Here is a 22,096-nt window from a genome sequence, read left to right as displayed (position 1 = left end):
TATGCCTCTCTCAACCTTTCCTCGTCCTATAACTTGATTACCCTTAGTGAAAAGTGGCGTACAGGTTGAGGTGTTGCCATGGGGGAAAGCGGCAGCGGTAGCCAACTGATTCGACTTCACGAGATTCGCAAGGCGTGCAGCGCCTGTAGCCTGCGCGAACTCTGCTTGCCGGTCGCCCTGGATCGCAAGGACACCGACGAGTTGGATCGCATCGTCGAGCGCAGCCGCCCCCTGAGGAAGGGAGAGAAGCTGTGCCGTCCGGGCCAGCCCTTCAGCGCCATCTATGCCGTGCTAAGCGGCTGCCTCAAGAGCAGCCTGCTGGGTCACGATGGAGAGAGTCAGGTCATCGCTTTCCACCTGCCTGGCGAGCTGGTCGCGCTGGATGCCATCGGCAGCGGGAGTCATCCCACCGCCATCGAGGCTCTGGAAACCACCAGCGTTTGTCGGATCCCCTTCTCCCAATTGGAGATCCTGTCGCGCAAGCTTCCCGGATTGCAGCATCAACTGCTACGGGTCATGAGCAAGGAGATCTTCGACGAGCACAAGCTGTTGCAGGTGGTGTCGCGACGAACGGCCGAGCAGCGCCTGGCCATCATGCTGATCAACCTGAGTCAGCGCTTCGGTCGACGCGGTCTGTCGCGGACTCGGTTTCGCCTGCCCATGTCCCGTCTCGACCTGGGCAACTACCTCGGGCTCGCTCCGGAGACCACGAGCCGCACGTTCCGGCGCTTCGTCGACCAGGGTCTGCTCAAAGTCACCGGCAAGGAGGTCGAGCTGCTCGACCTCCACGCGCTGCATGGCCTGACGGAGGAAGCCGGCCTTCCCTCCCGCCATGCCAGGCGTTGCTGATCGTTTACGGCACGGGACCGGTCGGCACGGCCGGTCCCGTGCCCGGTGCTCGTCTACTTGATATCGAGCTTGCGCCGAGGAACCTCCTTGACCTTCGGCAGCGACAGCTCCAGCAGGCCGTTGTTGAATTTGGCCTCGGCTTTTTCAGCGTCGACTTCGCAAGGCAGGGCAACCGTACGCTCTACGCTGCCATGGGAGATTTCACAGCGATAGTACTCGCCGCTCTCCTCCTTGGACTCCTTGTGACTCTCCCCCTTGATCGTCACGGTGCTGTCGGTGACCGAGACATCCAGGTCCTCACGCGCCATACCGGGAAGTTCGGCACGTATCACGACCTCCGCATCCCGATTGATGACGTCGACCTTGGGGATGCGGGACCCGGTGGCCAGCCGCTCGAAAACCGGCAGATCCCAGCGCAGCGGGTGCCCCCATCCTCGCTCGAGAAAACGATCGAACATGCGGTCCAGGTCACGAAACGGGCTCATTTCCTGAGAACGCGCGGACGACGGTGCAGCAGCATCACCGGCGGTTGGGGTAATGTCCCTGACTTTTTGCTTGGCCATGGCAGTCGCTCCTCTCGAGGCACGCAGATGCCTCGAACGCGGGATAAATGTGACAGCACTTGCGGCCTGACTTCCTGCGGTCACCTAGCGGAGGCGCAGGCCACGATAGAAAGCTAGGACGGAAACGGCCCGCCAGAGTTGATGCGTATCAACAAATCGGTTTCTAGTTTGCTCACCTCGAATCGAAGCTGACCTGCTCAGCGCGCCGATCACCTGCGACATCCCACCACCCCTTATTCCCGAGCAAAACGGTCGGGCATTGATCTGCGACAAGGATGTTTCCGCCGGGCTGCGGCACAGTAGGACCCAGAACGAGCGGGCGAACCGGTCGCCTGCCAGCCGACCCGACCAGGAGGTGGCCATGACCTCGAATTCCGCGACCTTCCCCCCGAGCGCAGCCCAGGCCGACGAGCGCGGCACCAAGCTCGCCGCGGTGATCTACATTCTCTTCCTCGGCAGCGTCCTGGCCGTGGTCACGGCCCCGGTTGGCGTGCTGCTGGCCCATCTGCGCCGGCGCCACGTAGCCGACTGGGTCGCTACCCACCTGCAGTTCCAGATCCGCACCTTTTGGCTGGGCATCGTCGGCGCCGCGATCTTTCTGGCGGCCTGGCATGTGCTGGGCCTGGTCGGTGCCTCCGCCTGGGCGCCCTGGGCGCTGGGCTACGCCTTCTTCACCGCCTGCCTGATCTGGATGGTGGGGCGCTGTGGGGTGGGCATCCATCGGCTGATGGCGGGTCGCCCCATCGACGCCCCGCGCAGCCTGTGGCTCGGCGGCGCCCGCGTGAGCCTGCATGACTGACGCCAGCCCCGCCCGCCCCCTGCCCAACCCGGGCTGGGGGCCGCTCTCGGCGCTGCCCGGCAACCCGCTGATGTGGGTGCTGATCCTCAGCGAGGTGGTGGTCTTCACCGCCTTCTTCGCCCTCTATGCCTGGCAGCGCGCCGGCGACGTCGCCGGCTTCAACGCCGCCCAGCAGAATCTCGACCCGCTGATGGGCGGGCTCAATACCCTGGTGCTGCTCACCAGCGGGCTGTGCGTGGCGCTCGCCGTGGAGGCGATCAGCGCCGGCGGGCGCCGGCGGGCACGGCAGTGGCTGGCGGCGAGCATGGGGCTCGGGGTGCTGTTCTGCGTCATCAAGCTCGTCGAATACGCGGGCAAGTTCTCCGCCGGCATTTCCCCCGAGACGCACCTGTTCTTCGGCTACTACTACGGCCTGACCGCCTTTCACTTCGCCCACGTGCTGTTCGGCCTGGGGCTGCTGGCGCTGGTGAGCTGGCGCACCTCGACCGAGAACGTCGAGACGGCGGCCGCCTTCTGGCACATGGTCGATCTGATCTGGATTCTGCTCTATCCGCTTGTCTATCTCTTACGCTGAGGGCTCTCTCCTGAGGTGACCATGACCGCACTCCCCGGCACCCGACGTTTGATCATCACCTGGCTGACGCTGATGACGCTGACGCTGGTGGCGATGTTCTCGGCGCGCCTGGACCAGGCCAACTGGGCGCCGCTGCCGCTCGCCTCGGCGCTGCTGGTGCTCGTCGCCACCGGGTTCAAGGCCCAGCGGCTGCTGATGGTCTATCTCAACCTGCGCGCGGCGACGCCGGCCTGGAAAGGCACCTTCGTCGGGCTGGTGCTGCTGACGCTGACGCTGATCGGTGCCGGCTACGCGGCGCCGCGGCTGATCTGAGCCGCAGTGGAGCTGAACGACATCGCCCGGCCGAATGGCCGGGCGATGCGTTACTGGCTTTCGCTTGCCGCTAGCGGGGAGGCCGGTCGCGAGTCGACGAGTGCGGCAGCGGCGGCGGGTTGCGTGCCCAGGCTTCGAGCACGCGGGCCAGGCGCATCATCCCGTAGACGATGAAGGGCACGGCGAGCATCAGGCCCACGCCCCAGTCGCGGTTGTTGATCAGCCAGGCGATGGGCAGCACCACCGCCAGGCCGATGGCGAGCCCGACGACAACGGCGACGGCGAGACGGGGGTTGGTCATGGTCATCCCTCCTCAGGAACCGATGATCTGACGATAGATGCCCGGTAGCGCCAGCGACAGGTGCTCGGGCCGGTTGACGATGGCGTAGCTGCCGCGGCCGAACAGGTGCGGCACGTAGCGGTGCCCCTCGCTGTCGACGGTGACGCCGAACACCCGCACCTCCTGCTGGCGCGCCTCGAGCACCGCCCGGCGGGTGTCCTCGATGCCGTAGCGCCCCTCGTAGTAGTCGGTGTCGTTGGGCTTGCCGTCGGTGAGCACCAGCAGCAGCCGGTGGCGGTTGGGGCGCTTGGCGAGCTCCTGGGTCACGTGGCGGATCGCCGGCCCCATGCGCGTGTAGTGGCCGGGCTTGAGCGCCGCGATGCGCCGGCCCACCCGGTCGCCCATGGGCTCGTCGAAACCCTTGAGCGTATTGACCCACACCTTGTGGCGGCGATGCGAGGTGAAGCAGTGTATGGCGTAGTCGTCGCCGCAGCCGGCCAGGCCGTGGCCCAGCACCAGCAGCGCCTCTTTCTCGACGTCGAGGATGCGCCGGTCCTCGAGCCAGGCCTCGGTGGAAAGCGAGACGTCGATCAGGATCGAGACGGCAAGATCGCGGGCCTGCTGCCGCGCCGCCAGGTAGAGCCGGTCGCTCGACTCGCCGGTGGCCGCCAGGTCGCAGCGCGAGCGGATCACCGCGTCCATGTCGAGTTCGGTGCCGTCGAGCTGGCCGCGCAGGATCTCGCGCCGCGGGCGCAACGCCTCGAATTCGCGGCGTACCTTGCGGATGCGGCGTCGCGTGGCCTCGTCGGGCTCCCACTGCTCGCCCTCCTCGCTCTGCACGTCGCTCAAGACCACGCAGTGGTCGGGCAGGTAGATCCGCTTGCGGTGGTGCCACTCGGGGTAGGTGTGGCGCCCGCTCAGGCGCCCGCCGCTGGCTTCGTCGGGGGCCAGGTCGAGGTCGAGCTTGAGCCGCGAGGCGGCCTGCTTGCGATTGGGGCTGAGCACGATCTCGTCGATCTGGTCGGCGGCCTCCTTGGCCGTCTCCTCCTCCTCGTCCTCGACGTGACGGTTGAGGTTCACCATCTCGGCCCAGGAGAGCATCTTCTCCGAGGCGTTGAGCATCAGCGGGTCGTCGCGGTCGGCCTGGTCCTGTTCGCGGCGCTCGGCCTTGCGTTTGCCGCCGTCGTCGGCCTGCTGGTCGCGCCGCACGGCAACATCGGCATCGTCATCAAGGGCCTCGCGTTCGCCATCGCGGGTGCCCAGCGCCACCACGTCGCCCCACAACGGCACCGGCAGCGGCGGGCGATAGCCGCGCGGGGCGCGGAAGTCGTCCAGCGAAAGACTCGGATCGAGAATGGCATCGTGCATGGCGAGCGGCCAGCCCGCCTGAGGCACCGGGCCCCCCAGCTGGGCGAGCAGGGTCGATTCGAGCGCGGCCTCCATGGGCGGCAGGCGCTTGCGCTGGGGCCGCACCGCGAGCAGCGCCTGGCACAGGCGGGCATAGCGTTCGGTCAGGCCCGGGAAGCGCTCGAGCACCGCCTGGGTGGTTTGGCGCGCCAGGCGCAGCGCCTGCAAGTCGCGCTGCAGCGGGTCGTCGAGCCGGGTCGGAAGCTCGCCCAGGGCGAGGTAGGCGGTCAGCCAGATATAGAGGTCGCGGTTGAGTTCGGCTTCGGGAAAAACGGCGATGCGCGGCGGCAGCAGCAGGTGCTCCTCGTCGCGGCGGGCCTGGTCCAACGGCTCCTCGTCCAGGCCGAGGCGCTGGCGCAGCGACAGGCGGTGGCTGGAGTTGCGCCGGGCGATGGCCGCCACTTCGACACCGGCCTCGCCGCCGCCGCAGCGGAAGAACACGCCAAGCAGGGCACGCAGGTCGTCGAGGCGTACGGCGGCCTCGGGGTGGTCGGGGTAGCTGACGGCACTAGAAGCCCAGCGGTGCCAGCGGCGACCGACGAATTCTTCGACCTCAAGAAAGTCCAGCATGCATCGTCTCCTGGGCAAATAGTCGGGGCTGATCCGGCGGCAGGCCGTCGAGGAGGCGCTGTGAATACATCCTTGTACGCTACCTACGCCCTGCGTCGCTCTCGCGTCCTGCTTCGCTTGCAGGGCCGGTGCTGGCCGTCCATGGCCAGCCCGTTCGGAGCAGTGCTCCTCACCCCTGCGTAGGACCTCCTCTTTGGCCTGCCCCCGGCGCCCCTCGCGTGGGCAGGTACCGATCATCCAGTGACGCGGCAACAGTGTGGTTAACCAAAGGTGGCCTTGATCGCTTCCATCAAGCCCTGCTGCACGTCCTGGTCGTCCGACAGTGGCTCGACGAGGGTGGCGCAGGCGGCATCGAGGATCGGCATGCCGGCGTTGATCAGCGTGGCGCAGTAGACCAGCAGGCGCGTGGAGACGCCCTCCTCCAAGTCTTGCCCCTTCATGGCGCGCAGGCTAGCGGCCAGGTTGACCAGCGCGGCACAGCGATCGAACGCCAGGCCGCTCTCGCGGGCGACGATCTCGCACTCCACCTTGGGCGGCGGGAAATCGAACGACATCGCCACGAAGCGTTGGCGGGTGCTTGGCTTGAGCGACTTGAGGATGTGCTGGTAGCCGGGGTTGTAGGAGACCACCAGCATGAAATCGTCGGGTGCCTCGAGCAGCTCGCCGGTGCGTTCCAGCGGCAGCAGCCGGCGGTCGTCGGTCAGCGGGTGCAGCACCACGGTAACGTCCTTGCGCGCCTCGACCACCTCGTCGAGGTAGCAGATGCCGCCCTCGCGCACGGCGCGGGTCAGCGGACCGTCGACCCAGCGTGTCTCGCCGCCCTGCAGCAGGTAGCGGCCGGTGAGGTCGGCGGCGGTCAGGTCGTCATGACATGACACGGTGAACAGCGGCCGGCCGAGCTTCGCCGCCATGTGGCTGACGAAGCGCGTCTTGCCGCAGCCAGTCGGTCCCTTGAGCAGCAGCGGCAGGCGCTGCTGGTAGGCCTGCTCGAACAGGGCGCACTCGTTGCCGACCGGCTCGTAGTAGGGCAGCTCCTGCTCGAACTTTTGGGCGGAAGCGGTAGCGATATGGGACATGGGCGTCACTCCTGGGGAAGGCTCGATGGGGCGCCTGTGCGCCCCATCGAGCGTCGGTCACTCGGTAGCGGCCAGCGGCCGGCTGGAAGCGGGCACTTGCTCGCGTGCGGGACCGAAGAACGAGTAGATCAGCATCACCGCGGCGATGGTCACGGCCACGCCGGTACCCAGGCGCATGATGAAGAACAGGTCGAGCTGGCTCTGCACCTGCATGTAGTTCATGCCCAGCACCCGCTGCAGGTGCGTCTGCACCACACCGGCGAAGGTCAGGGTGAAGGTCATGAAGCACATGGCCGAGGTCATGATCCAGAAGCCCCACATGTTCAGCACCTGGTTGTACGGCTGGCTGCGACGGATCTGCGGCATGGCGTAGGTGATCACACCGAGGATCAGCATCACGTAGGCGCCGTAGAAGGCCAGGTGGCCGTGCGCGGCGGTAAGCTGGGTGCCGTGGGTGTAGTAGTTGATGAACGACAGGGTGTGCATGAAGCCCCACACGCCGGCACCGAAGAAGGCGATGGTCGGGCAGCCCAGTGCCCACAGCATGGCCGCCTTGTTGGGATGGTTACGGCTGCCCTTCCAGAACATGTAGAAGGCGAACACCACCATGGCGAAGAACGGGATCACCTCGAGCGTCGAAAAGATGCTGCCGATGGGCTGCCAGTAGCTCGGCGCGCCGATCCAGTAGTAGTGGTGACCGGTGCCCAGCAGGCCGGAGAACAGCGACAGCCCGACGATGACGTAGAGCCACTTCTCGATGACCTCGCGGTCGACGCCGGACATCTTGATCAGCAGGTAGCCGAGCAGCGAGGCCATGATCAGCTCCCACACGCCCTCGACCCACAGGTGCACGACCCACCACCAGTAGAGCTTGTCCACCGCCAGGTTGGAGGGGTTGTAAAAGGCGAACAGCCAGAATACCGCCGCCAGCCACAGGCCCAGCATCAGCACCAGGTTGATCGCCGTCTTACGCCCCTTGAGCAGGGTCATGCTGGTGTTGAACAGGAAGATCAGGTACGAGATGGTGATCAGCACCTTGATCCAGAACGGCTGCTCGAGGAATTCGCGTCCCTCGTGGATGCCGAACTGGTAGCCGACCAGGGCCGCCGCGCCGGCGAAGGCGAAAATCGCCAGCTGCAGGTAGGCCAGGCCGGGGCTGTGGATCTCCTGCTCGGCCTCTTCCGGCATCAGGTAGTAGGTGCAGCCCATGAAGCCGATCAACAGCCACACGATCAGCAAGTTGGTATGGCTGACGCGCATGATGTTGAACGGCATCAACTCGGCCAGGAAGTGGGGGGACACATAGACGGTCGCCGCCAGCAGACCGAAGACGATCTGCAGAGCGAACAGGGCCATGGCCACGGCGAAGAATGGCAGGGCCACCTTCTGGGTTTCGTATTTCATCGTATTCGTTCTCCTTGCCTCAACCCGGATTCACCGCATCAGCCGGCGGGGTGCGGGGGCCAGTTCTGGTCGTCGATGGAATCGGTCCACTCGAGGAAATCGATCAGGGCGGTCATCTCCTCGTCGGTCAGGTCGAAGTACGGCATCTGGCGACGCCCCGGTGCTCCGGTCGGCTGGGCGCGCATCCAGGCAGTTATGGCCATGCGTGCGCCCTCCGGGTTGGTGTGGCCGCCGTAGCGCTCCCATACGTTGGCCAGTTCGGGAGCGAAGTAGGCGCCCTCACCCATGATGCTGTGGCAGTTGATGCACATGTTCTCTTCCCACACGTGCTTGCCGAGTTCGACGGACTCGGTGAGCCCCCCTTTGTCGGTGGACTTGGTCACCATGTACCAGTGGCTGTGCGCCGTCAGTGCGGTGAACAACAGGAAGAAGAACAGCGAACCGCCATAGAAGATATTGCGGGCCGCCGCCTTGGTGAGGCCTTCGGTCATGGCCATCCCCCCTTGCTAGTTGTGGCTTGCCTACGGGACCTGCAGCCGGGGCCGGCGTGTCCCACCTTTAAAGATGCATCCGTAATGCATCTTTAGATTAGCAGCTCCGAGCGGAGCCAGACATTGACGCCGGTCAATGTGCTGATGAAGAGGCACGAAAGCGGCGAAATGAGTGGGTTTGAACAGCCTGCGTCCGAATGTCGCACGTCGGGCCAACGCGCCCGCCGTGCGGAGAAAGGCTCATGGACAGGCTCCGCTCCCTAGCGTCTGTCGGTGATGTCCTCGATCCAGGTCAAGGCCGCCACCCCGGCCGGCAGCCCCAGGGTGGGGATCGCCAGCATGGCCACCTGCTTGAGCGCCTCGGGCTCGATGCCCTCCTCCAGGGCGCGACGCATGTGCGAGTGCACGGCCCCCTCGGAGCCGCCTCCGATGGACAGCGCCAGCTTGACCAGGCGCCGCGTGCGGGCATCCAGCGGACCGGCCTCGGCGCACGCCTTGCCCAGCGAGGCGTAGGCGCGCCACACCTCGGGGTAGTCGTCGGCCACCTTGCCGGCACCGGAGGGAAGATCATGATGTGACATGCTACCGTCCTCATTATTATGACTGAGTTTCCCTTGTGCGACTCAGTATAGAAGGTCGTTCCGGTAGGAAAAGGTGCGTCGAGTTATAGACACTGCCTAGTTCGGCAAAAAGAACAGCGCCTCCTTGGTCACGGCAGCCCCCAGCATGTAGCAGAAGACCACCACCGCGGCCAAGGCCGCCAGGCCACGGGTCATGGGCGTACGACCGCGCTTGATCGCCACCGTGCCGAGCAGGATGTAGCCGAGCAGCGCCAGCAGCTTGGCGGCGAGCCACGGGTGCTGCTGCGGCCACAGCGAGAGCATGACCATCAGCGTGAGACCGAGCACCAGCAGCAGGGTGTCATTGACGTGGGGCAGGATCCTGACCCAACGCCGCTGGAGCAGCGTGACCTCGCGCACCGACCACCAGGCGCGTACGAGGAAGAAGGTAATGCTCAGCACCGCGGTGGTCATGTGCAGGTGCTTGATCAGGGCGTAGTGTTCGATCATCGACTGGCTCCGTCTATCCCTCCTGCCCGTCCACACGGGCACGCAATAGCGGCAGCGTATAGTGAAACAGGAAGATGAGATAGGCGATGCACCAGAACAGGATGCTCAGGTTGTAGACCCAGTGGGTGATCTGTGGGAAGGCGGCGAGCACCGGCGAGCGCAACAGGGCGGCGGCGAACATCAGGCTCAGCCCCACGCCGATGCCCGGCAGGGTGCGAATGGTACGCCCGGTATGGCCGAGCGACACCCGCGCCATCATCGCCAGCATCATGGAGCCGATGCCGCCGATGGCCAGGGCGTGCACCGCCAGTTCGACGCGAAACGCCCCCAGCAGCGCCATGGCCCACATCGCCAGGCCGACCGGCACGAAGGCATAGCTCAGGTGGAGCCCCCATAGCAGCGGCTCGTGCAGCGTGCGGTGCCCTTCCCAGCGCGCCAGGCGCATTACACCTGCCACCGCGGCCACCAGCATCGCCGCCGCATGCAGCGCCTCGGGCACCGCCACGCCGCCCAGCGTCAGCAGCTGCAGCAGCACCACCGCCAGCAACGACCCCAGGGTCAGCTTCTCCAGCGACGGAATCGGCGCCGGCTGCGGCCGCCCCAGCTTGCGCGAGGTGAAGAAGGGAATCACCCGGCCGCCCAGCAGCACCATCAGCACGGCGATCAGCAGCACGGCCAGGTAGGCGCCCTCGCGGATCAGCTCGAGCTTGCCCTGGGCAACGCCCACATGCATCGCCAGGTTGGCCGTGGCCAGCAGCAGCAGCACTGGCACGAACATCAGGTTGCGCCACAGCTTCGCTGCCAGTACCAGGCGCGCCATGATCAGCGCGGCCAGCGGCAGGAACGCCAGGTCGACGCTCGCCAGCAGCCATGCCGGCAGGCCAGAGGGGTACGCCAGCAGCAGCCGCGCCGCCAGCCACAGCGCCACCAGGCCGAGCAGAGGGGCGCCGCTGATGCTCCTGCGACCGGTCCAGTTCTGCACCGCAGTGAGCAGGAAGCCGGCCACCACGGCGGCGCCGAAGCCGAACAGCATCTCGTGCTGGTGCCACCACATCAGCCCGCCGTGGGGCCGCAGCAGGATGTCGCCGTGCCAGAACGCGAACCACACCACCATCGCCAGCACGCTGAACAGCGACGCCAGCAGGAAGAAGGGACGGAAGGCCAGCCGCGCGATGGGCAGGCTGGACGGGCATTGATAACGGAGCGCAGAAAGGAGAGGCATGAGGCAATATCCGACATGAACGCTAGGACATTGCCAATTGTGCGCCCATCGACGCCTCACTGTCATGACCGGCATCAAGAAGCTGCATGTGCATAGCGCAAGGTTGAGAGCTCATGGGCCATGGGCGAATGAGATTGGGTAGTGCCGTGTCGTAGTCCGCTACGAAACAAAGCTTAAAAATGCCTCACTAGAGGAAAAAATTGATGCTCGTCAACATAGCCAACTCCAAGCTCGGTAGATTAACAACGCTCAAAGACGTTATGGAACCGGCAGCTCAAGACTTTGGAGAACCCGCCTCATGACAGCGCCCCTATTCGCCTTACCTCGCTGCGACAGTGACACTCTTCCCCAGAGCCAGCTTCTAAGACTTTACCAACACGAGCTCCACGAACTCGGCCGTTATCGCAAGCTTGCGCTAGGATTTCTTCCTGGCCGGCAAGACATCAGCCTGGTGATGGCCTTGTTCGGTATCGAATGCGAGGAGCGGTTAGACACGCTTCGTCACCTGCTCAGCCAAATGATGCCACACGCCGAAAGGAAAATTTTCACGCGCCAAAGAGCCGTAGGACCGATGGATACCTTCCCCAGCCAGTTCTTTGTCAATGAGGACGAGGGGGTCAGGCGCCTCCTGACGCAGGCGCTCCTCGATACGCAAGCGTCCTTTCGCTTCTATGAAGACCAGCTCCGCTTCTGCTGCACCAACGAGATACGAAAGTCACTCCATCGGTTCATTGAGCAGAACCGAGTGGCCCAGCGTATTAAGGAAGAATTGCTTGCCTGAGCCTGGGCTTCGCTCATCTTCAGCAAGCGCGCCCGGCATAACGCTCCAATCCCACCAAGTTGTGCCGGGCCCAGGCCATTGCCTGGAGACGACTGTGCACCCCAATCTTACGGTAGACGTTATACAAGTGCGTCTTGACCGTATGCTCGCTGACGAAGAGTTTGTCGGCAATCTCTCTGTTCGAAGCGCCCGAGGCCAGCTGAGCGATCACATCCAGCTCTCGGTGAGACAGGCCCATTGGGGGTTGGTAAGAGCCCAGCCGGTGATCGCGATAACTGGTGATCAAGCGCGACATCAGCGAACGCGACATCCAGAGCCCCCCATCCAGGAGTACCTCCAATCCACGGCAAATCTGCTCCAGCGAGTCCCTGCGGTAAAAGCAGCCCGTCAAGTTGTAATTGAAGAAAAAATTAATAGCATGCTCATCGTCACGGAGATTCAGCATTGCCATGGCCACGCCTTCACTGGAAGTCGCCTGGTCCTGACACTGCTTGAGCGTACTGCCATCAATGTGGTCGGCATCGAGCAAAACAAGCACATCAGCAATGTTTTCTTGTACTAGCTCTTCCTTATCTACAATGCGCACAGAACAGTTAAGGTGGTCCGCCACATAGTGGTTAAACAGCTGGCTCTGTGGACTTGCATCCGTGACAATAAAGATGCCACTGAGCTTGTCATCCATCATTCTCGTCCCCCTGCATCCAAGCCTGCTTCTGTTTCTTATACTTTTTTTTCAAAATATCCAAGAATGGAACAAAAATAAACTTGTCCAAATGGACAACAGCCCGCCTCAGCACAATTAATGGCTGGTGCCCTCTTCGTACTGGGTCTTGTTCCACACGTTGTACTTGCCCGAGGGCTTGTTCATCGGCATGCGCCCCAGCTCCTCCAGGGTGTTGGCGTCGAGCCACAGCAGGTAGCCGTCGTTGTCCCAGATGCTTAGCAGTAGGGTCTCGCCGCGGCGGTCGAACTCGACGTGGGCGGCGGTCTTGCCCGGCTCGGGAATCAGCGTCTCGACGATCTCCAGGGTCCGCTTGTCGATCACGTGGATGCGGTCGTGGTTGGGGCCGAAGAAGACGTCGACCCAGGCATAGGGTGAGTTGGCGTGGCTGCGCATGAAGAAGCCGGGGCCGTCGGTCGCGATCTCGCTGACCAGCGACCAGTCGCTCATGTCGAACACCGAGACCTGGCCGCGGTCGATGTGCGGTATCGCCATCACCCGGCGGCCATCCAGCTCCCAGGTGATACCGGCGCCGAGATGCGGCATGCCCTCCAACGGCAGGTCGGCGACCTTGGCTTCGCTGTCCAGGTCGAACACCTGCCCACCCTGTCCGCCACGCGCCGCCCCCACCAGGTAGCGGTAACCGGGATCGAAGAAGAAGTCGTCGAGGTAGTCCGGCGCCGCCATGCGGTGCAGGGCGAAGTCACCGACCAGCGCCTCGTCGCCTGCGGCCCGCTCCTCGGGCCAACGGATCTCCCACACCTCGGGGATGTCCTTGAGCGCGACGACGAAACTGTTGCGCGGCGGCGCGGTGTAGACGGCGCTGACCCGCGAGGTGTCGCCGTCGAGCCCCTCCACCGGAATGCTGGCGATCAGTTCGAGGTTGCGCGCATCGAGCAGCACCAGCGAATGAGGCAAGTAGTTGCCGGCCAGCACGTAATTGCCATCGGCGGAAACGGCGATGTTGCGCATGTTGATGCCGGCGCGCACCTCGGCGGTGACCTCGAGGTTGTAGATGTCGTACTTGGTCACCCAGCCATCGCGGGAGCCGAAGTAGACGTAGCGGCCATCCGGCGAGTACTTGGGCCCGCCGTGCAGGGCGTAGCGGCTGGGGAAGCGGGCGATGCGCTCGAAGCGGTCGCCGTCGAGTAGGCTGACGTGGTGGTCGCCGATCTCGACTACGACGAACAAATTCTTGAGATCCTCCACCTCGAACACCGGCTCGTCGGGCAGCGTCCCGTGGTAGTGGTTGACCACGTGGCTGGCCAGGATGTCCGCATCGCTCCAGCTCGGTTCGACCTCGGGCCGCGCGTAGATCCACTCGGCCAGGGCGCCGACCTCGGCCTCGCCGAGCATCTCGCCGAAGGCCGGCATCTGCGTGGCGAGGCGGCCGCCGCGGATCACCTCGACGGCCTCGGCCGGCTTCAGCCGTGAGAGGTTGTCGGGCAGCAGTGCGGGGCCGATGCCGCCCAGCCGATCGACACCGTGGCAGGCGGCGCAGTGCTGATGGTAGAGCATGGTGGGGTCCGGCGCATCGGCCTGCGCCAGCGACGAAACGGGCAGTGCCAGGCCCAGCAGAACGGCGAACAGCGGCAGTATGCGCCTCATACGGCCAGCCTCCGGCCATCCATCGGTGTCACGCCGTGGCGTGCCATCGTCGTCATTCCGGGCCCCAGGGTGTCGGCCAGGCGCACCACCTCGCCCACCACGATCAGCGTCGGCGGCTTGAGCGCCTCGCGCTCGATCGCCTCCTCCAGCTCACCCAGGGTGGACAGCACGTGGCGCTGCCCAGGCGTCGTGCCGCGCTCCACCAGGGCCACCGGATGGTCCGCCGGCAGGCCGTGGCGCTGCAGTTCGCGGCTGATCAACGCGGCATTGGCCAGGCCCATGTAGAACACCGCCGTGTGGTGCGGCACCGCCAGCGCGGCCCAGTCCAGCGCCAGTTCACCGTCGGCCTTGGCGTGGCCGGTGACGAAGGTGACGCTCTGCGCATGATCGCGGTGGGTGAGCGGAAACCCGGCGTAGCTCGAGCAGCCCGACGCCGAGGTGATGCCCGGTACCACGCGAAAGCCGACGCCGCAGGCGACCAGGTGCTCGGCCTCCTCGCCGCCGCGGCCGAAGATGTAAGGGTCGCCACCCTTGAGGCGCAGCACCCGCTTGCCCTCGAGGGCCAGCTCGACCAGCAGGGCGTTGGTCTGCTCCTGGGGCAGCGAGTGATGGCTCGAGGCCTTGCCCACGTAGTAGCGCACCGCCTCGGGGCGGGCCAGAGCCAATACCTCCTCGGACACCAGGCGGTCGAACACCAGGCAATCGGCCTGCTGCAGCAGCGACAGCGCGCGCAGGGTCAGCAGGCCCGGATCGCCCGGGCCGGCGCCGACGATGGCGACTTCGCCGGGGGCCAGCGGCGCCTCGTCGTGGGCGAAACTGAGGTATCGCGAATGGCGGTGTGTGGTCATGGTCGGCCTCTCCCCGAAGCGTCAACGCGGTCTTGGCATTCGTTTTCTTGTGCAGGGTTGCAGGGTTCGTTCGTCGGCTCTGTTCGTGTCAGAGCTCAATGGCCTGGATGGCATCGAACGGGGCGGCCACGCGGCGCTGCCGACTCGGCTCGACGCCGATCTCCGCGTTGCTGAGGTAGCAGCCGGGATCCTCCTCCCAGGGGTCGCCAGTCACCTTCCAAGCCCGCACCCGGGTATTGCCGTTGCAGATGGAAAGAAAGCAACACTCCGCGCAGCGCCCCTTGAGCGGACGCGGACGCTGGCGGAAGCCCTGCATCAGCGCATCCTGGCTGTCGCGCCAGATCTCGGAGAAGGGGCGCTGGCGCACGTTGCCGAGGTCGTGGTCCCACCAGAAGGTGTCCGGGTGCACCGTGCCCAGGTTGTCGATGTTGGCGATGTGCTCCCCCGAGGCGTTGCCACCCCAGTCGATCAGCCGGCGTTCCAGCGCCTCGGCCCGGTCGGGGAAATGCTTACGGGCCCACATCAGCAGGAAGGGACCGTCGGCGTCGTTGTTGCCGGTGACGTACTCGCGCTCGACGCCGCGCTCGAGTTCGTCACGGCAGTGGTCGAACAGCCGCGTCATGGCGTCGCGGGTCATCCGGTACCAGGCGTCCTGCTTGCGGTGGCGGTGTCCGCGCCCGCCGTAGTTGAGGTGCGAGAGATAGAACTTGTCGACGTCGTGCTCGTCGATCAGCGCCAGGATGGCATCGAGCTGCTCGTAGTTCTGCTGGGTCAGGGTGAAGCGCAGCCCCACCTTGATGCCGTGCTGCTTGCACAGCTTCACCGCATGCATCGACTCGCGAAACGCGCCCTTTCGGCGGCGGAACTCGTCATGGGTGGCCTCGAGGCCGTCGATGCTGATGCCCACGTAGTCGTAACCGCACTCGGCGATGCGCGCGATGTTGCGCTCGTCGATCAGGGTGCCGTTGGTGGAGAGCCCGGTGTAGATGCCGAGTTCGCGGGCGCGCCGGGAGATCTCGAAGATGTCGGGCCGCATCAGCGGCTCGCCGCCGGAGAGGATCAGCGCCGGCACGCGGAAGCGCTTGAGGTCGTCGAGGACGGTGAAGACCTCGTCGGTGGAAAGTTCGCCCTGGAAGTCGACGTCCGCCGACACCGTGTAGCAGTGCTTGCAGGTCAGGTTGCAGCGTCGGATCAGGTTCCAGATCACCACCGGCCCGGGGGGCTTGGCGGCCGGCCCCGCGGTGGCGTGATCGGGGATCGCGGGCTCGAGCAGCGACTTGACGTAGCGGGTGACGCGAAACATGCAAACCTCCTCTGGCGCTGAGCGAACCTCAGCGCGGCGGGCCGGGTCGGCGGACGAGCCGCAGGCCGGTCTTCTTGAGAATGCGCGTGCTGTACAGGATGCGGTAGTCGCGGCAGGCCTCGCCGAGCCGCTCGTGCAGCGCCTCGGCCTGGCGCTCGACCTCGTCGCGCGTGTGCCCATGCAGCATGACGAACAGGTTGTAGGGCCAGTCGGGCAGGTGGCGCGGCCGGCGGTAGCAGTGGCTGACCCCCGGAACGGCGGCCACCTCGCGCCCGAGCCGGTCGATGCGAGCGTCGTCGACGTCCCACACGCTCATGCCGTTGGCCATGTAGCCCAGGCGGTAGTGGTTGGGCACCGCGGCAATACGGCGAATCACGCCGCTGTCGATCATGCGCTGCATGCGCGCGCGCACCTCGTTGCCGGCCAGGCCCAACGGGCTGCCCACCGCGCCCCAGGGGTCCGGTACCAGCGGCAGGCCGGCCTGAGTGGCCAGCACGATGGCGCGATCGAGCTCATCCAGGCCATCCGAGTCCGCGGCGACGGCAGGCGGCTCAGACGGGCAGGTGGAGTCGGACATGGAATTCCTCCTGCTTGGGCATGTTGAACACCGCAAGGCCGGTGGCGGCTTCGATCGCCGCGATCACCTCGCCGATGCGCTGCGGCGTCTCGGTGGCCAGCACGAACCACATGTTGAGGCGGTGCTCGCGGCGGTAGTTGTGGGCGACCTCGGGGAAGGCGTTGACCGCCGCGATGACTCGCTCGTAATCGGCTTCCGGCACCGCCAGCGCCGCCAGGGTCAGGCCGCCGCCCAGGCGCTCGGCGTGGTACATGGGCCCGAAGCGGCTGAGTACTCCGGCTTCGAGCAGCCGCTCGAGGCGATAGAGCAGCTCCCCCTCGGAGAGCGCCAGCTCGGCGGCGACGAAGGCGTAGGGCCGCTCGCACAGCGGCAGGCCCTCCTGCAGGCGGTTGACGATGCGCCGGTCGGCGTCGTCGAGTTCGGCCGGCTCCGGCCGGGAGACGCGCTCGCCGCTCATGGCTCTTCCTCGTGGGTGTAGCGGCCGCCGCACTGCTTGTAGGCCTTGTGGCTGAACAGCACGCGGCGGGGGATGCCCTGCAGGCCGTGGCGCCCTACGATCTCGTCGAGCGCCGCCAGCACCCGCTCGCGGTGGCTGCCGTGGATCATGCAGAACAGGTTGTAGGGCCACTCGGGCGGCTGGCGACGACGGCGGTAGCAGAGCGTCACCGCGGGCTCCGCGGCCAGCCGCCGGCCCACTTCGCTCACGTGCTCGTCGGGCAGGTCCCACACCACCATGGCGTTGGCGCGAATGCCCAGGGCATGATGGCGCACCACCAGCCCCAAGCGCTTGATCATCCCCTGCTGCTGCCAGCGCTCGACCCAGGCCAGCACCTCGCCTTCGCTCATGCCGCACTGCTCGGCGAGCGCGCGCCAGGGGCGCTCGGTCAGCGGCAGGCCGCGCTCCAGCAGCGCACGTAGGCGCAGCGACGCCGTCCTGGCCTGGGGGGGAAGGAGATGCGACGAGAGCCGCGTCATGGCGCCTCCAGCTCGTCCCAGGGGATCGGGAAGCCAAGGTCGATGTGGTAACCCTCGACCATCGGCAGGCGCAGCAGCGGCCGGCCGAGCTCCTCCTCCAGCGCCTCCAGGCGTGCCTCGAGCTGGTTCTCGTCGGCGGCCGTCATCACGAACCAGAGGTTGAAGTCGTGTTCTCTCGCATAGTTGTGATTGACCCCGGGGGAGCGATTGATCGCCGTCGCCACCGCGTCACGCTCGGCCTCGGGCACGGAAACGGCCGCCAGCAGGCTGGCCCCGGCGCGGGCGTGGTCGAACACCGGCCCCACGCGGCTCAGCACTTCGTCCTGCTGGAGCGCATGAAGGCGCGCCAGCACCTCCGCTTCGCTCACGCCCAGACGCTCGGCCATGACGGCGAAGGGCCGCGGGCATAGCGGCAGGTCGCGCTGGAAGGCATCGATGAGGCGTCGGTCGAGTGCATCGAGTTCGGCCATGGGCAGGTACCGGGCGGACGATGGAGACATGATCTTAAGCGGTATCTTACATGCCACATCAGGCCAGAACGCCGCCATCGGCCATGCCGTTGACGCAAGTCAAAAGACCCGAGCGACTTGCCGAGAGCTTGATGACGGTCAAGGCGGGCCCTTTTCCGGGGCGGGACACTGCGGCGACGGCCGCTCCCTGCCTGACCCACCGCCACGCTGCGAGGTGCTGCATGACATCGCCGGTCCTGAGGTCGCTGCTCTTCACCACCCTGGCCCTGCCGGCCCTGGCCGGCGCCGACGCGCTCGGCCCCGAGCGCCGGGCCGAGCTCGAGACCCTGCTCTACCAGGACTGCGGCTCCTGCCACGGCATGACCCTGCGCGGCGGGCTGGGCCCGGCGCTGCCCCGCGATCGCATGCAGGGCTTCAGCCCCGAGGCGCTCACGCACATCATCCGCCACGGCATTCCCGGCAGCGCCATGCCGAGCTGGAAGGCCCTGCTCAGCGAGGCGGAGGCACGCTGGATCGCCGATCACCTGCGCACCGACAACCGCCTGGAAACGCTGCAACGCGACTGACCCTGGAGATCGCCATGCCCCTTTCGCTCCCCATGACGCGCCTGCTCGCCGCCGCTGGCCTGGCCCTGTTCACCACCGGCCCGGCTGCCGCCGAGACCGCCACGGGCAGCGAGCTGCGTGGCACCGGCGACCTCGGCGTGGTGATCGAGCGCGCCAGCGGCAGCGTGGCGCTGGTCGACACCACCCGCCGCGAGGTGCTGCGCCACGTCGGCGGCTTCGGCGACCTCTCCCACGCCTCGGTGAAATTCAGCCGCGATGCCAGGTACGCCTTCGTCTTCGGCCGCGACGGCGGACTGACCAAGCTCGACCTGCTGACCGGGGAGATCGCCGGGCGCGTCATCCAGTCGGGCAACAGCATCGGCGGCGCCATCTCGCAGGACGGCCGCTTCGTGGCGGTGGGCAACTACGAGCCTGGCGGCGTGAAGGTGTTCGACAGCGAGACGCTGGCGCTGGTGGCCGACGTGCCGGCCGACTACGAGAAGGCCGACGGCAGCATCGCCCAGGCCAAGGTGGTGGGCGTGGTCGACGCGCCCGGCAACCGCTTCGTCTTCAGCCTGTTCGAGGCCGGTGAGATCTGGACCCTGGACATGAGCGGCGACGAGCCGGTGCTCGACAAGCACCGAGACGTGGGCCAGGAGCCGTACGACGCCCTGATTAGCGGCAACGGGCGCTACTATATCGCCGGGCTGTTCGGCGAGGACGGCATGGCCCTGCTCGACCTGTGGCATCCCGAAAAGGGCGTGGAGCGCATCCTGCCCGGCTACGGCCGCGGCGAGGAGCGCCTGCCGGTCTACAAGATGCCGCACCTGGAGGGCTGGGCGATGGCCGGCGACCTGGCCTTCTTCCCCGCGGTGGGGCGCCACGAGGTGCTGGTGGCCGACAGCGACAACTGGTCGCTGGTCGGACGCATCCCGGTGCAGGGCCAGCCGATCTTCGTCATGAGCCGCCCCGACGAGCGCCAGGTGTGGGTCACCTTCGCCCACCCCGACAACGGCCGGGTGCAGGTGATCGACACCCAGACCCTGGAGGTGATCGAGACCCTCGAGCCGGGGGAATCGATCCTGCACAAGGAGTTCACCCCGCGCGGCGAGCACATCTGGATCTCGGCGCGGGACAGCAACCAGGTGGTGGTCTACGACACCCGCACCTTCGAGGAGCTGGCCAGACTGCCGGCCGAATCACCCAGCGGGATCTTCTTTACCCATCGGGCCCACCAGATCGGGCTATGAACGATGCCGATCGGCCGGCCACAGAGGACCGGCCGATGATTCAGCGCGTCACCCTGATGGGCACCGATGAGTAACCACCAGCGGGAAATCTGGCCCGAACCGCCGGTTTGTCGGCTATCAAGGCCAGGTGGAGGGTACCGGCGAGAAGCGCCTCCATGATCAGGCGCAGTTCCATACGTGCCAGCGGCGCGCCGGGGCAGACATGGATGCCGGCACCGTAGAGCAGGTTGGTCTGGGGGTCCCGATCCAACCGAAGCTCATCCGGATCGCCAAAGACCGCCTCGTCTCTGTTCGCCGAGCCCCACAGAATCGTCAGTCGCTCCCCGGCGGGTATCTGCCGCCCGCCAATCTCTACCGGCTGCCTGGTCACGCGCCGATTGGATATCAGCGGTGCATCCAACCTTAAGATCTCGTCGATGGCCGTCGGTAACAGCTCCGGCTCTCCGCGCAGCCTGGCCTGCAACGTTGAATGCTCAGCCAGGTAGCGCACCAGTATTCCCACACTTGCAGCGATTGTACCCAACTCACCCACCGTCCAGTTGCGAATGATACTGACGATCTCTTCATCAGCGAGCGGTCGGCCCTGTACCGTCTCGTTCATGATGCATGAGGTGACATCATCCGGCGCAGCCTCACCGGCCGTCCGACGCTCAGCCAGCAGGTCGCGAATCACGCTATCGAACTCCAACGCCAACTCACCCAGAGCCTGGCGATCACCTGCCAGGGTTGCCGCTTGCTGGCGCTCCACCCAGTCACGCAATGGTTCATGCAGGCTCTCGGGCCAACCCATGTAGGCACACTGGATCTCCAAGGCGAAGTTCTGCCCCAGCTCGGCCATTGCCTCGATCTCACCCGTTTGCGGCAGCCGTGCCACCACGCGCTTGGCGATTTCTCGACAGTGCGGCTCGAACGCCGCCATCGCCTCAGGGAGAAAATAAGGCTCGATGAGCTGCCGAAAATGCGTGTGCTCGGGCGGGTCCATGGCATTGGGCACGGAGAGATGGTGACTGGCAGCGTTGCTGAAGGTTTCGTGATCCAAGAGCACTCGCATTACATCTTCGTGGCGAAACAGCGACCACTGCAGGTAATCGCTGTAGGCCACCGGGCAGCGGCGGCGCATGCTATCGTAGGCGGTTATTTGATCTTCAAGCACTGACTCGGCGCGGGGGTCCCAATCCTGACGTTGGCTGTCATTCATACTCTCTCCTCAATACAAGCAACGGACCATGTACCGGTATCGTCAGCACGCTCTGCGGCACATGAAAACGAAACGTGATTTCAGCACGATGCCCTAAACTGACTCCGACCAGCCGGGCAGTTGGAACTCCTCCTGCAAGTGACGCAACTCCGGCTGATGCTCGCTGGCAACCTGTTCGACGATCAGCGCCCCCTTCGGCAGCAGGTGCACTTCGCTGCGCCGCCGGTCGTTGCGTCCGGGGCTTCGCTGCACCAGGCCGAGCTGCTCGCAGCGATCGACCAGCATCACGGTGCCGTGATGCTTGGCCTGGAGCCGTTCGGCGAGCTCCCCCACCGTGGCCCACTCCCGCCCCGTAAACCCCTTCAGGTGCAGCAGCAGCTGATACTGCAGCGAGGTGAGGCCATGCTGCTGGCAAATATCTTCGCTGACCCGCAAGAAACAGCGCAGCTGGTGGCGAAAGTGGGAAAGCCGCTCGAAATCCTGCTTGGTCAAAGGGCTGGATACCGCTTCAGATGAATCATGCTCGGACATCGAGCCGCTCTCCTGACAGGTGAGTCTTGACATATTGCGATTTGGCGCATAAACAATATCATAGCATGATATAAAAATCTCGACTGGGGTGTCCGCCATGAATCTCGCGATAATTCTGCAGCTCCCCTTCACCCGCGCAGGCGGCTGGCAGCAACTGCGTCAAGGACGCCCCTCCATTCCGAAGTTGGTCTGGCTGGTGGTATTGCCCATGTCACTGCTTCCCCCCGTGCTGCTCTATTACGCCGGCACGCACTATGGTGACACCTTCATTGCTGGGTTCGGTGAGCGTCCATGGCGTTACATCACCACGATCCTGTTTCTCGCCGAGCTGCTCACTTTCTTCGTAATGGGATGGCTGATTCATGCGGTGGTCAATAGCGATGACATGTCAATCGATTACCACAACGCTTACTTGCTTGCGGCCCTGGCGCCGTTGCCGCTGTGGTCCGCCTCGCTGGCCCTGCTGATTCCTAGCGTGCTGCTCAACACGCTGGTGGCAATCGTGGCCCTGGGGATTTCCTGCAGCCTGATTTACCACGGCCTGCAGGCCCTGTGCCATCGCGAGGATAGCGATGTCGTGGCAATGTCTGCGACCTATACCGTCATGGCTGGCGGTGTTCTGGCCTGGGGACTGCTGATGGCCATAGTCTGGGCGTACTGATTCCTCTTCAG

Annotated in this window: 27 protein-coding genes; 8 read left to right on the top strand and 19 right to left on the bottom strand. The window is 65.6% G+C overall.

The features are described from left to right. Positions 1-78 precede the first annotated feature (78 nt). On the top strand, positions 79-849 hold the full coding sequence (fnr, locus tag I4484_RS01315) for a fumarate/nitrate reduction transcriptional regulator Fnr (protein ID WP_197449260.1): 771 nt from the start codon (positions 79-81) through the stop codon (positions 847-849). 53 nt (positions 850-902) lie between these two features. Here the strand turns inward: fnr and I4484_RS01310 are convergent, their stop codons facing one another. Continuing rightward, entirely contained in the window at positions 903-1,412 is a 510-nt protein-coding gene (locus I4484_RS01310) for an Hsp20/alpha crystallin family protein (RefSeq protein WP_197449259.1), read from the bottom strand. Positions 1,413-1,773: 361 nt separating this feature from the next. Here I4484_RS01310 and I4484_RS01305 point away from each other — a divergent pair, with 361 nt between their 5' ends. From I4484_RS01305 to I4484_RS01295, 3 genes are read left to right on the top strand one after another with little or no spacing between them, the layout of a single operon-like run. Next, complete coding sequence (locus I4484_RS01305; protein ID WP_197449258.1) at positions 1,774-2,211, top strand: hypothetical protein; 438 nt, start codon at positions 1,774-1,776, stop codon at positions 2,209-2,211. Further along, complete coding sequence (locus tag I4484_RS01300; protein ID WP_197449257.1) at positions 2,204-2,785, top strand: cytochrome c oxidase subunit 3 family protein; 582 nt, start codon at positions 2,204-2,206, stop codon at positions 2,783-2,785. The genes I4484_RS01305 and I4484_RS01300 overlap by 8 nt, the downstream gene beginning before the upstream one ends. Positions 2,786-2,806: 21 nt before the next feature. Further along, positions 2,807-3,097 carry a hypothetical protein gene (locus I4484_RS01295; protein WP_197449256.1) on the top strand — a complete coding sequence of 97 codons (291 nt, stop codon included), beginning with the start codon at positions 2,807-2,809 and terminating at the stop codon, positions 3,095-3,097. Positions 3,098-3,167: 70 nt separating this feature from the next. Here I4484_RS01295 and I4484_RS01290 read toward each other — a convergent pair whose 3' ends face one another. The 8 genes from I4484_RS01290 to I4484_RS01255 form a co-directional block, all read right to left on the bottom strand. Continuing rightward, on the bottom strand, positions 3,168-3,398 hold the full coding sequence (locus I4484_RS01290) for a hypothetical protein (protein ID WP_234283656.1): 231 nt from the start codon (positions 3,396-3,398) through the stop codon (positions 3,168-3,170). Between the two features lie 12 nt (positions 3,399-3,410). Beyond that, positions 3,411-5,354 (bottom strand): nitric oxide reductase activation protein NorD, encoded by a 1,944-nt coding sequence (locus I4484_RS01285; protein WP_197449254.1) that lies wholly within the window; start codon positions 5,352-5,354, stop codon positions 3,411-3,413. Between the two features lie 260 nt (positions 5,355-5,614). Next, complete coding sequence (locus tag I4484_RS01280; protein ID WP_197449253.1) at positions 5,615-6,430, bottom strand: CbbQ/NirQ/NorQ/GpvN family protein; 816 nt, start codon at positions 6,428-6,430, stop codon at positions 5,615-5,617. Between the two features lie 57 nt (positions 6,431-6,487). Next, the gene (locus tag I4484_RS01275; RefSeq protein WP_197449252.1) at positions 6,488-7,834 is read right to left on the bottom strand and encodes a cbb3-type cytochrome c oxidase subunit I; all 1,347 of its coding nucleotides are present in this window, start codon (positions 7,832-7,834) and stop codon (positions 6,488-6,490) included. A gap of 38 nt (positions 7,835-7,872) precedes the next feature. Next, entirely contained in the window at positions 7,873-8,325 is a 453-nt protein-coding gene (locus I4484_RS01270; RefSeq protein WP_197449251.1) for a cytochrome c, read from the bottom strand. A 260-nt stretch (positions 8,326-8,585) separates the two neighbouring features. Further along, positions 8,586-8,906, bottom strand: a complete 321-nt coding sequence (locus I4484_RS01265) for a carboxymuconolactone decarboxylase family protein (RefSeq protein ID WP_197449250.1) — start codon at positions 8,904-8,906, stop codon at positions 8,586-8,588. Between the two features lie 96 nt (positions 8,907-9,002). Beyond that, the gene (locus I4484_RS01260) at positions 9,003-9,395 is read right to left on the bottom strand and encodes a SirB2 family protein (protein ID WP_197449249.1); all 393 of its coding nucleotides are present in this window, start codon (positions 9,393-9,395) and stop codon (positions 9,003-9,005) included. A gap of 13 nt (positions 9,396-9,408) precedes the next feature. Beyond that, positions 9,409-10,617: an NnrS family protein gene (locus I4484_RS01255; protein ID WP_197449248.1), complete on the bottom strand. Its 1,209-nt coding sequence runs from the start codon at positions 10,615-10,617 to the stop codon at positions 9,409-9,411. 298 nt (positions 10,618-10,915) lie between these two features. On the opposite strand from I4484_RS01255, the gene I4484_RS01250 reads away from it, so the two are divergent. Next, complete coding sequence (locus I4484_RS01250; RefSeq protein ID WP_197449247.1) at positions 10,916-11,398, top strand: hypothetical protein; 483 nt, start codon at positions 10,916-10,918, stop codon at positions 11,396-11,398. Between the two features lie 19 nt (positions 11,399-11,417). On the opposite strand, the gene I4484_RS01245 is transcribed toward I4484_RS01250, so the two are convergent. The 8 genes from I4484_RS01245 to I4484_RS01210 all read right to left on the bottom strand — a co-directional run bounded on the left by I4484_RS01245 (position 11,418) and on the right by I4484_RS01210 (position 17,930). Next, a complete protein-coding gene (locus I4484_RS01245) occupies positions 11,418-12,083 on the bottom strand; it encodes a LuxR C-terminal-related transcriptional regulator (protein ID WP_234283657.1) in 666 nt (221 codons plus the stop codon). A gap of 114 nt (positions 12,084-12,197) precedes the next feature. Then, entirely contained in the window at positions 12,198-13,727 is a 1,530-nt protein-coding gene (locus I4484_RS01240; RefSeq protein WP_276571215.1) for a nitrite reductase, read from the bottom strand. Next, complete coding sequence (gene cobA, locus I4484_RS01235; protein ID WP_197449246.1) at positions 13,724-14,575, bottom strand: uroporphyrinogen-III C-methyltransferase; 852 nt, start codon at positions 14,573-14,575, stop codon at positions 13,724-13,726. Before cobA ends, I4484_RS01240 begins: the two co-directional genes overlap by 4 nt. 88 nt (positions 14,576-14,663) lie before the next feature. Next, on the bottom strand, positions 14,664-15,878 hold the full coding sequence (gene nirJ, locus I4484_RS01230; RefSeq protein ID WP_197449245.1) for a heme d1 biosynthesis radical SAM protein NirJ: 1,215 nt from the start codon (positions 15,876-15,878) through the stop codon (positions 14,664-14,666). Positions 15,879-15,906: 28 nt separating this feature from the next. Continuing rightward, entirely contained in the window at positions 15,907-16,455 is a 549-nt protein-coding gene (locus I4484_RS01225) for an Lrp/AsnC family transcriptional regulator (protein ID WP_197449244.1), read from the bottom strand. Next, positions 16,430-16,912 carry an Lrp/AsnC family transcriptional regulator gene (locus I4484_RS01220; protein ID WP_197449243.1) on the bottom strand — a complete coding sequence of 161 codons (483 nt, stop codon included), beginning with the start codon at positions 16,910-16,912 and terminating at the stop codon, positions 16,430-16,432. Before I4484_RS01220 ends, I4484_RS01225 begins: the two co-directional genes overlap by 26 nt. Further along, entirely contained in the window at positions 16,909-17,430 is a 522-nt protein-coding gene (locus I4484_RS01215) for an AsnC family protein (protein ID WP_197449242.1), read from the bottom strand. Before I4484_RS01215 ends, I4484_RS01220 begins: the two co-directional genes overlap by 4 nt. After that, entirely contained in the window at positions 17,427-17,930 is a 504-nt protein-coding gene (locus I4484_RS01210) for an Lrp/AsnC family transcriptional regulator (RefSeq protein ID WP_234283658.1), read from the bottom strand. Before I4484_RS01210 ends, I4484_RS01215 begins: the two co-directional genes overlap by 4 nt. Positions 17,931-18,121: 191 nt before the next feature. Here I4484_RS01210 and I4484_RS01205 point away from each other — a divergent pair, with 191 nt between their 5' ends. Continuing rightward, on the top strand, positions 18,122-18,466 hold the full coding sequence (locus tag I4484_RS01205; protein ID WP_197449241.1) for a cytochrome c: 345 nt from the start codon (positions 18,122-18,124) through the stop codon (positions 18,464-18,466). A 14-nt stretch (positions 18,467-18,480) separates the two neighbouring features. Then, positions 18,481-19,695, top strand: a complete 1,215-nt coding sequence (locus tag I4484_RS01200) for a cytochrome D1 domain-containing protein (protein WP_197449240.1) — start codon at positions 18,481-18,483, stop codon at positions 19,693-19,695. Positions 19,696-19,735: 40 nt separating this feature from the next. Here the strand turns inward: I4484_RS01200 and I4484_RS01195 are convergent, their stop codons facing one another. Both I4484_RS01195 and I4484_RS01190 read right to left on the bottom strand, forming a co-directional pair. Continuing rightward, positions 19,736-20,893 carry a cytochrome P450 gene (locus I4484_RS01195; protein WP_159548152.1) on the bottom strand — a complete coding sequence of 386 codons (1,158 nt, stop codon included), beginning with the start codon at positions 20,891-20,893 and terminating at the stop codon, positions 19,736-19,738. Positions 20,894-20,986: 93 nt separating this feature from the next. Further along, the gene (locus tag I4484_RS01190) at positions 20,987-21,424 is read right to left on the bottom strand and encodes a MarR family winged helix-turn-helix transcriptional regulator (RefSeq protein WP_159548150.1); all 438 of its coding nucleotides are present in this window, start codon (positions 21,422-21,424) and stop codon (positions 20,987-20,989) included. Between the two features lie 97 nt (positions 21,425-21,521). Between I4484_RS01190 and I4484_RS01185 the strand changes: the two genes are divergently transcribed. Then, complete coding sequence (locus tag I4484_RS01185) at positions 21,522-22,085, top strand: Yip1 family protein (protein WP_197449239.1); 564 nt, start codon at positions 21,522-21,524, stop codon at positions 22,083-22,085. The last annotated feature ends 11 nt before the right edge of the window (positions 22,086-22,096 follow it).

Source organism: Halomonas sp. SS10-MC5 (genome assembly GCF_015992245.1).
In the GTDB taxonomy this organism is placed as follows: domain Bacteria; phylum Pseudomonadota; class Gammaproteobacteria; order Pseudomonadales; family Halomonadaceae; genus Halomonas; species Halomonas sulfidoxydans.
This window is presented reverse-complemented; position numbering and strand designations above follow the sequence as displayed.

Coding starts and splice junctions, on each gene's coding strand:
- I4484_RS01240 (WP_276571215.1), bottom strand. CDS start 13,727: ATGAGGCGCATACTGCCGCTGTTCGCCGTTCTGCTGGGCCTGGCACTG.
- I4484_RS01195 (WP_159548152.1), bottom strand. CDS start 20,893: ATGAATGACAGCCAACGTCAGGATTGGGACCCCCGCGCCGAGTCAGTG.
- fnr (WP_197449260.1), top strand. CDS start 79: ATGGGGGAAAGCGGCAGCGGTAGCCAACTGATTCGACTTCACGAGATT.
- I4484_RS01190 (WP_159548150.1), bottom strand. CDS start 21,424: ATGTCCGAGCATGATTCATCTGAAGCGGTATCCAGCCCTTTGACCAAG.
- I4484_RS01260 (WP_197449249.1), bottom strand. CDS start 9,395: ATGATCGAACACTACGCCCTGATCAAGCACCTGCACATGACCACCGCG.
- I4484_RS01205 (WP_197449241.1), top strand. CDS start 18,122: ATGACATCGCCGGTCCTGAGGTCGCTGCTCTTCACCACCCTGGCCCTG.
- nirJ (WP_197449245.1), bottom strand. CDS start 15,878: ATGTTTCGCGTCACCCGCTACGTCAAGTCGCTGCTCGAGCCCGCGATC.
- I4484_RS01295 (WP_197449256.1), top strand. CDS start 2,807: ATGACCGCACTCCCCGGCACCCGACGTTTGATCATCACCTGGCTGACG.
- I4484_RS01185 (WP_197449239.1), top strand. CDS start 21,522: ATGAATCTCGCGATAATTCTGCAGCTCCCCTTCACCCGCGCAGGCGGC.
- I4484_RS01305 (WP_197449258.1), top strand. CDS start 1,774: ATGACCTCGAATTCCGCGACCTTCCCCCCGAGCGCAGCCCAGGCCGAC.
- I4484_RS01220 (WP_197449243.1), bottom strand. CDS start 16,912: ATGAGCGGCGAGCGCGTCTCCCGGCCGGAGCCGGCCGAACTCGACGAC.
- I4484_RS01280 (WP_197449253.1), bottom strand. CDS start 6,430: ATGTCCCATATCGCTACCGCTTCCGCCCAAAAGTTCGAGCAGGAGCTG.
- I4484_RS01225 (WP_197449244.1), bottom strand. CDS start 16,455: ATGTCCGACTCCACCTGCCCGTCTGAGCCGCCTGCCGTCGCCGCGGAC.
- I4484_RS01275 (WP_197449252.1), bottom strand. CDS start 7,834: ATGAAATACGAAACCCAGAAGGTGGCCCTGCCATTCTTCGCCGTGGCC.
- I4484_RS01255 (WP_197449248.1), bottom strand. CDS start 10,617: ATGCCTCTCCTTTCTGCGCTCCGTTATCAATGCCCGTCCAGCCTGCCC.
- I4484_RS01300 (WP_197449257.1), top strand. CDS start 2,204: ATGACTGACGCCAGCCCCGCCCGCCCCCTGCCCAACCCGGGCTGGGGG.
- I4484_RS01215 (WP_197449242.1), bottom strand. CDS start 17,430: ATGACGCGGCTCTCGTCGCATCTCCTTCCCCCCCAGGCCAGGACGGCG.
- I4484_RS01200 (WP_197449240.1), top strand. CDS start 18,481: ATGCCCCTTTCGCTCCCCATGACGCGCCTGCTCGCCGCCGCTGGCCTG.
- I4484_RS01265 (WP_197449250.1), bottom strand. CDS start 8,906: ATGTCACATCATGATCTTCCCTCCGGTGCCGGCAAGGTGGCCGACGAC.
- cobA (WP_197449246.1), bottom strand. CDS start 14,575: ATGACCACACACCGCCATTCGCGATACCTCAGTTTCGCCCACGACGAG.
- I4484_RS01285 (WP_197449254.1), bottom strand. CDS start 5,354: ATGCTGGACTTTCTTGAGGTCGAAGAATTCGTCGGTCGCCGCTGGCAC.
- I4484_RS01270 (WP_197449251.1), bottom strand. CDS start 8,325: ATGACCGAAGGCCTCACCAAGGCGGCGGCCCGCAATATCTTCTATGGC.
- I4484_RS01290 (WP_234283656.1), bottom strand. CDS start 3,398: ATGACCAACCCCCGTCTCGCCGTCGCCGTTGTCGTCGGGCTCGCCATC.
- I4484_RS01210 (WP_234283658.1), bottom strand. CDS start 17,930: ATGTCTCCATCGTCCGCCCGGTACCTGCCCATGGCCGAACTCGATGCA.
- I4484_RS01250 (WP_197449247.1), top strand. CDS start 10,916: ATGACAGCGCCCCTATTCGCCTTACCTCGCTGCGACAGTGACACTCTT.
- I4484_RS01310 (WP_197449259.1), bottom strand. CDS start 1,412: ATGGCCAAGCAAAAAGTCAGGGACATTACCCCAACCGCCGGTGATGCT.
- I4484_RS01245 (WP_234283657.1), bottom strand. CDS start 12,083: ATGATGGATGACAAGCTCAGTGGCATCTTTATTGTCACGGATGCAAGT.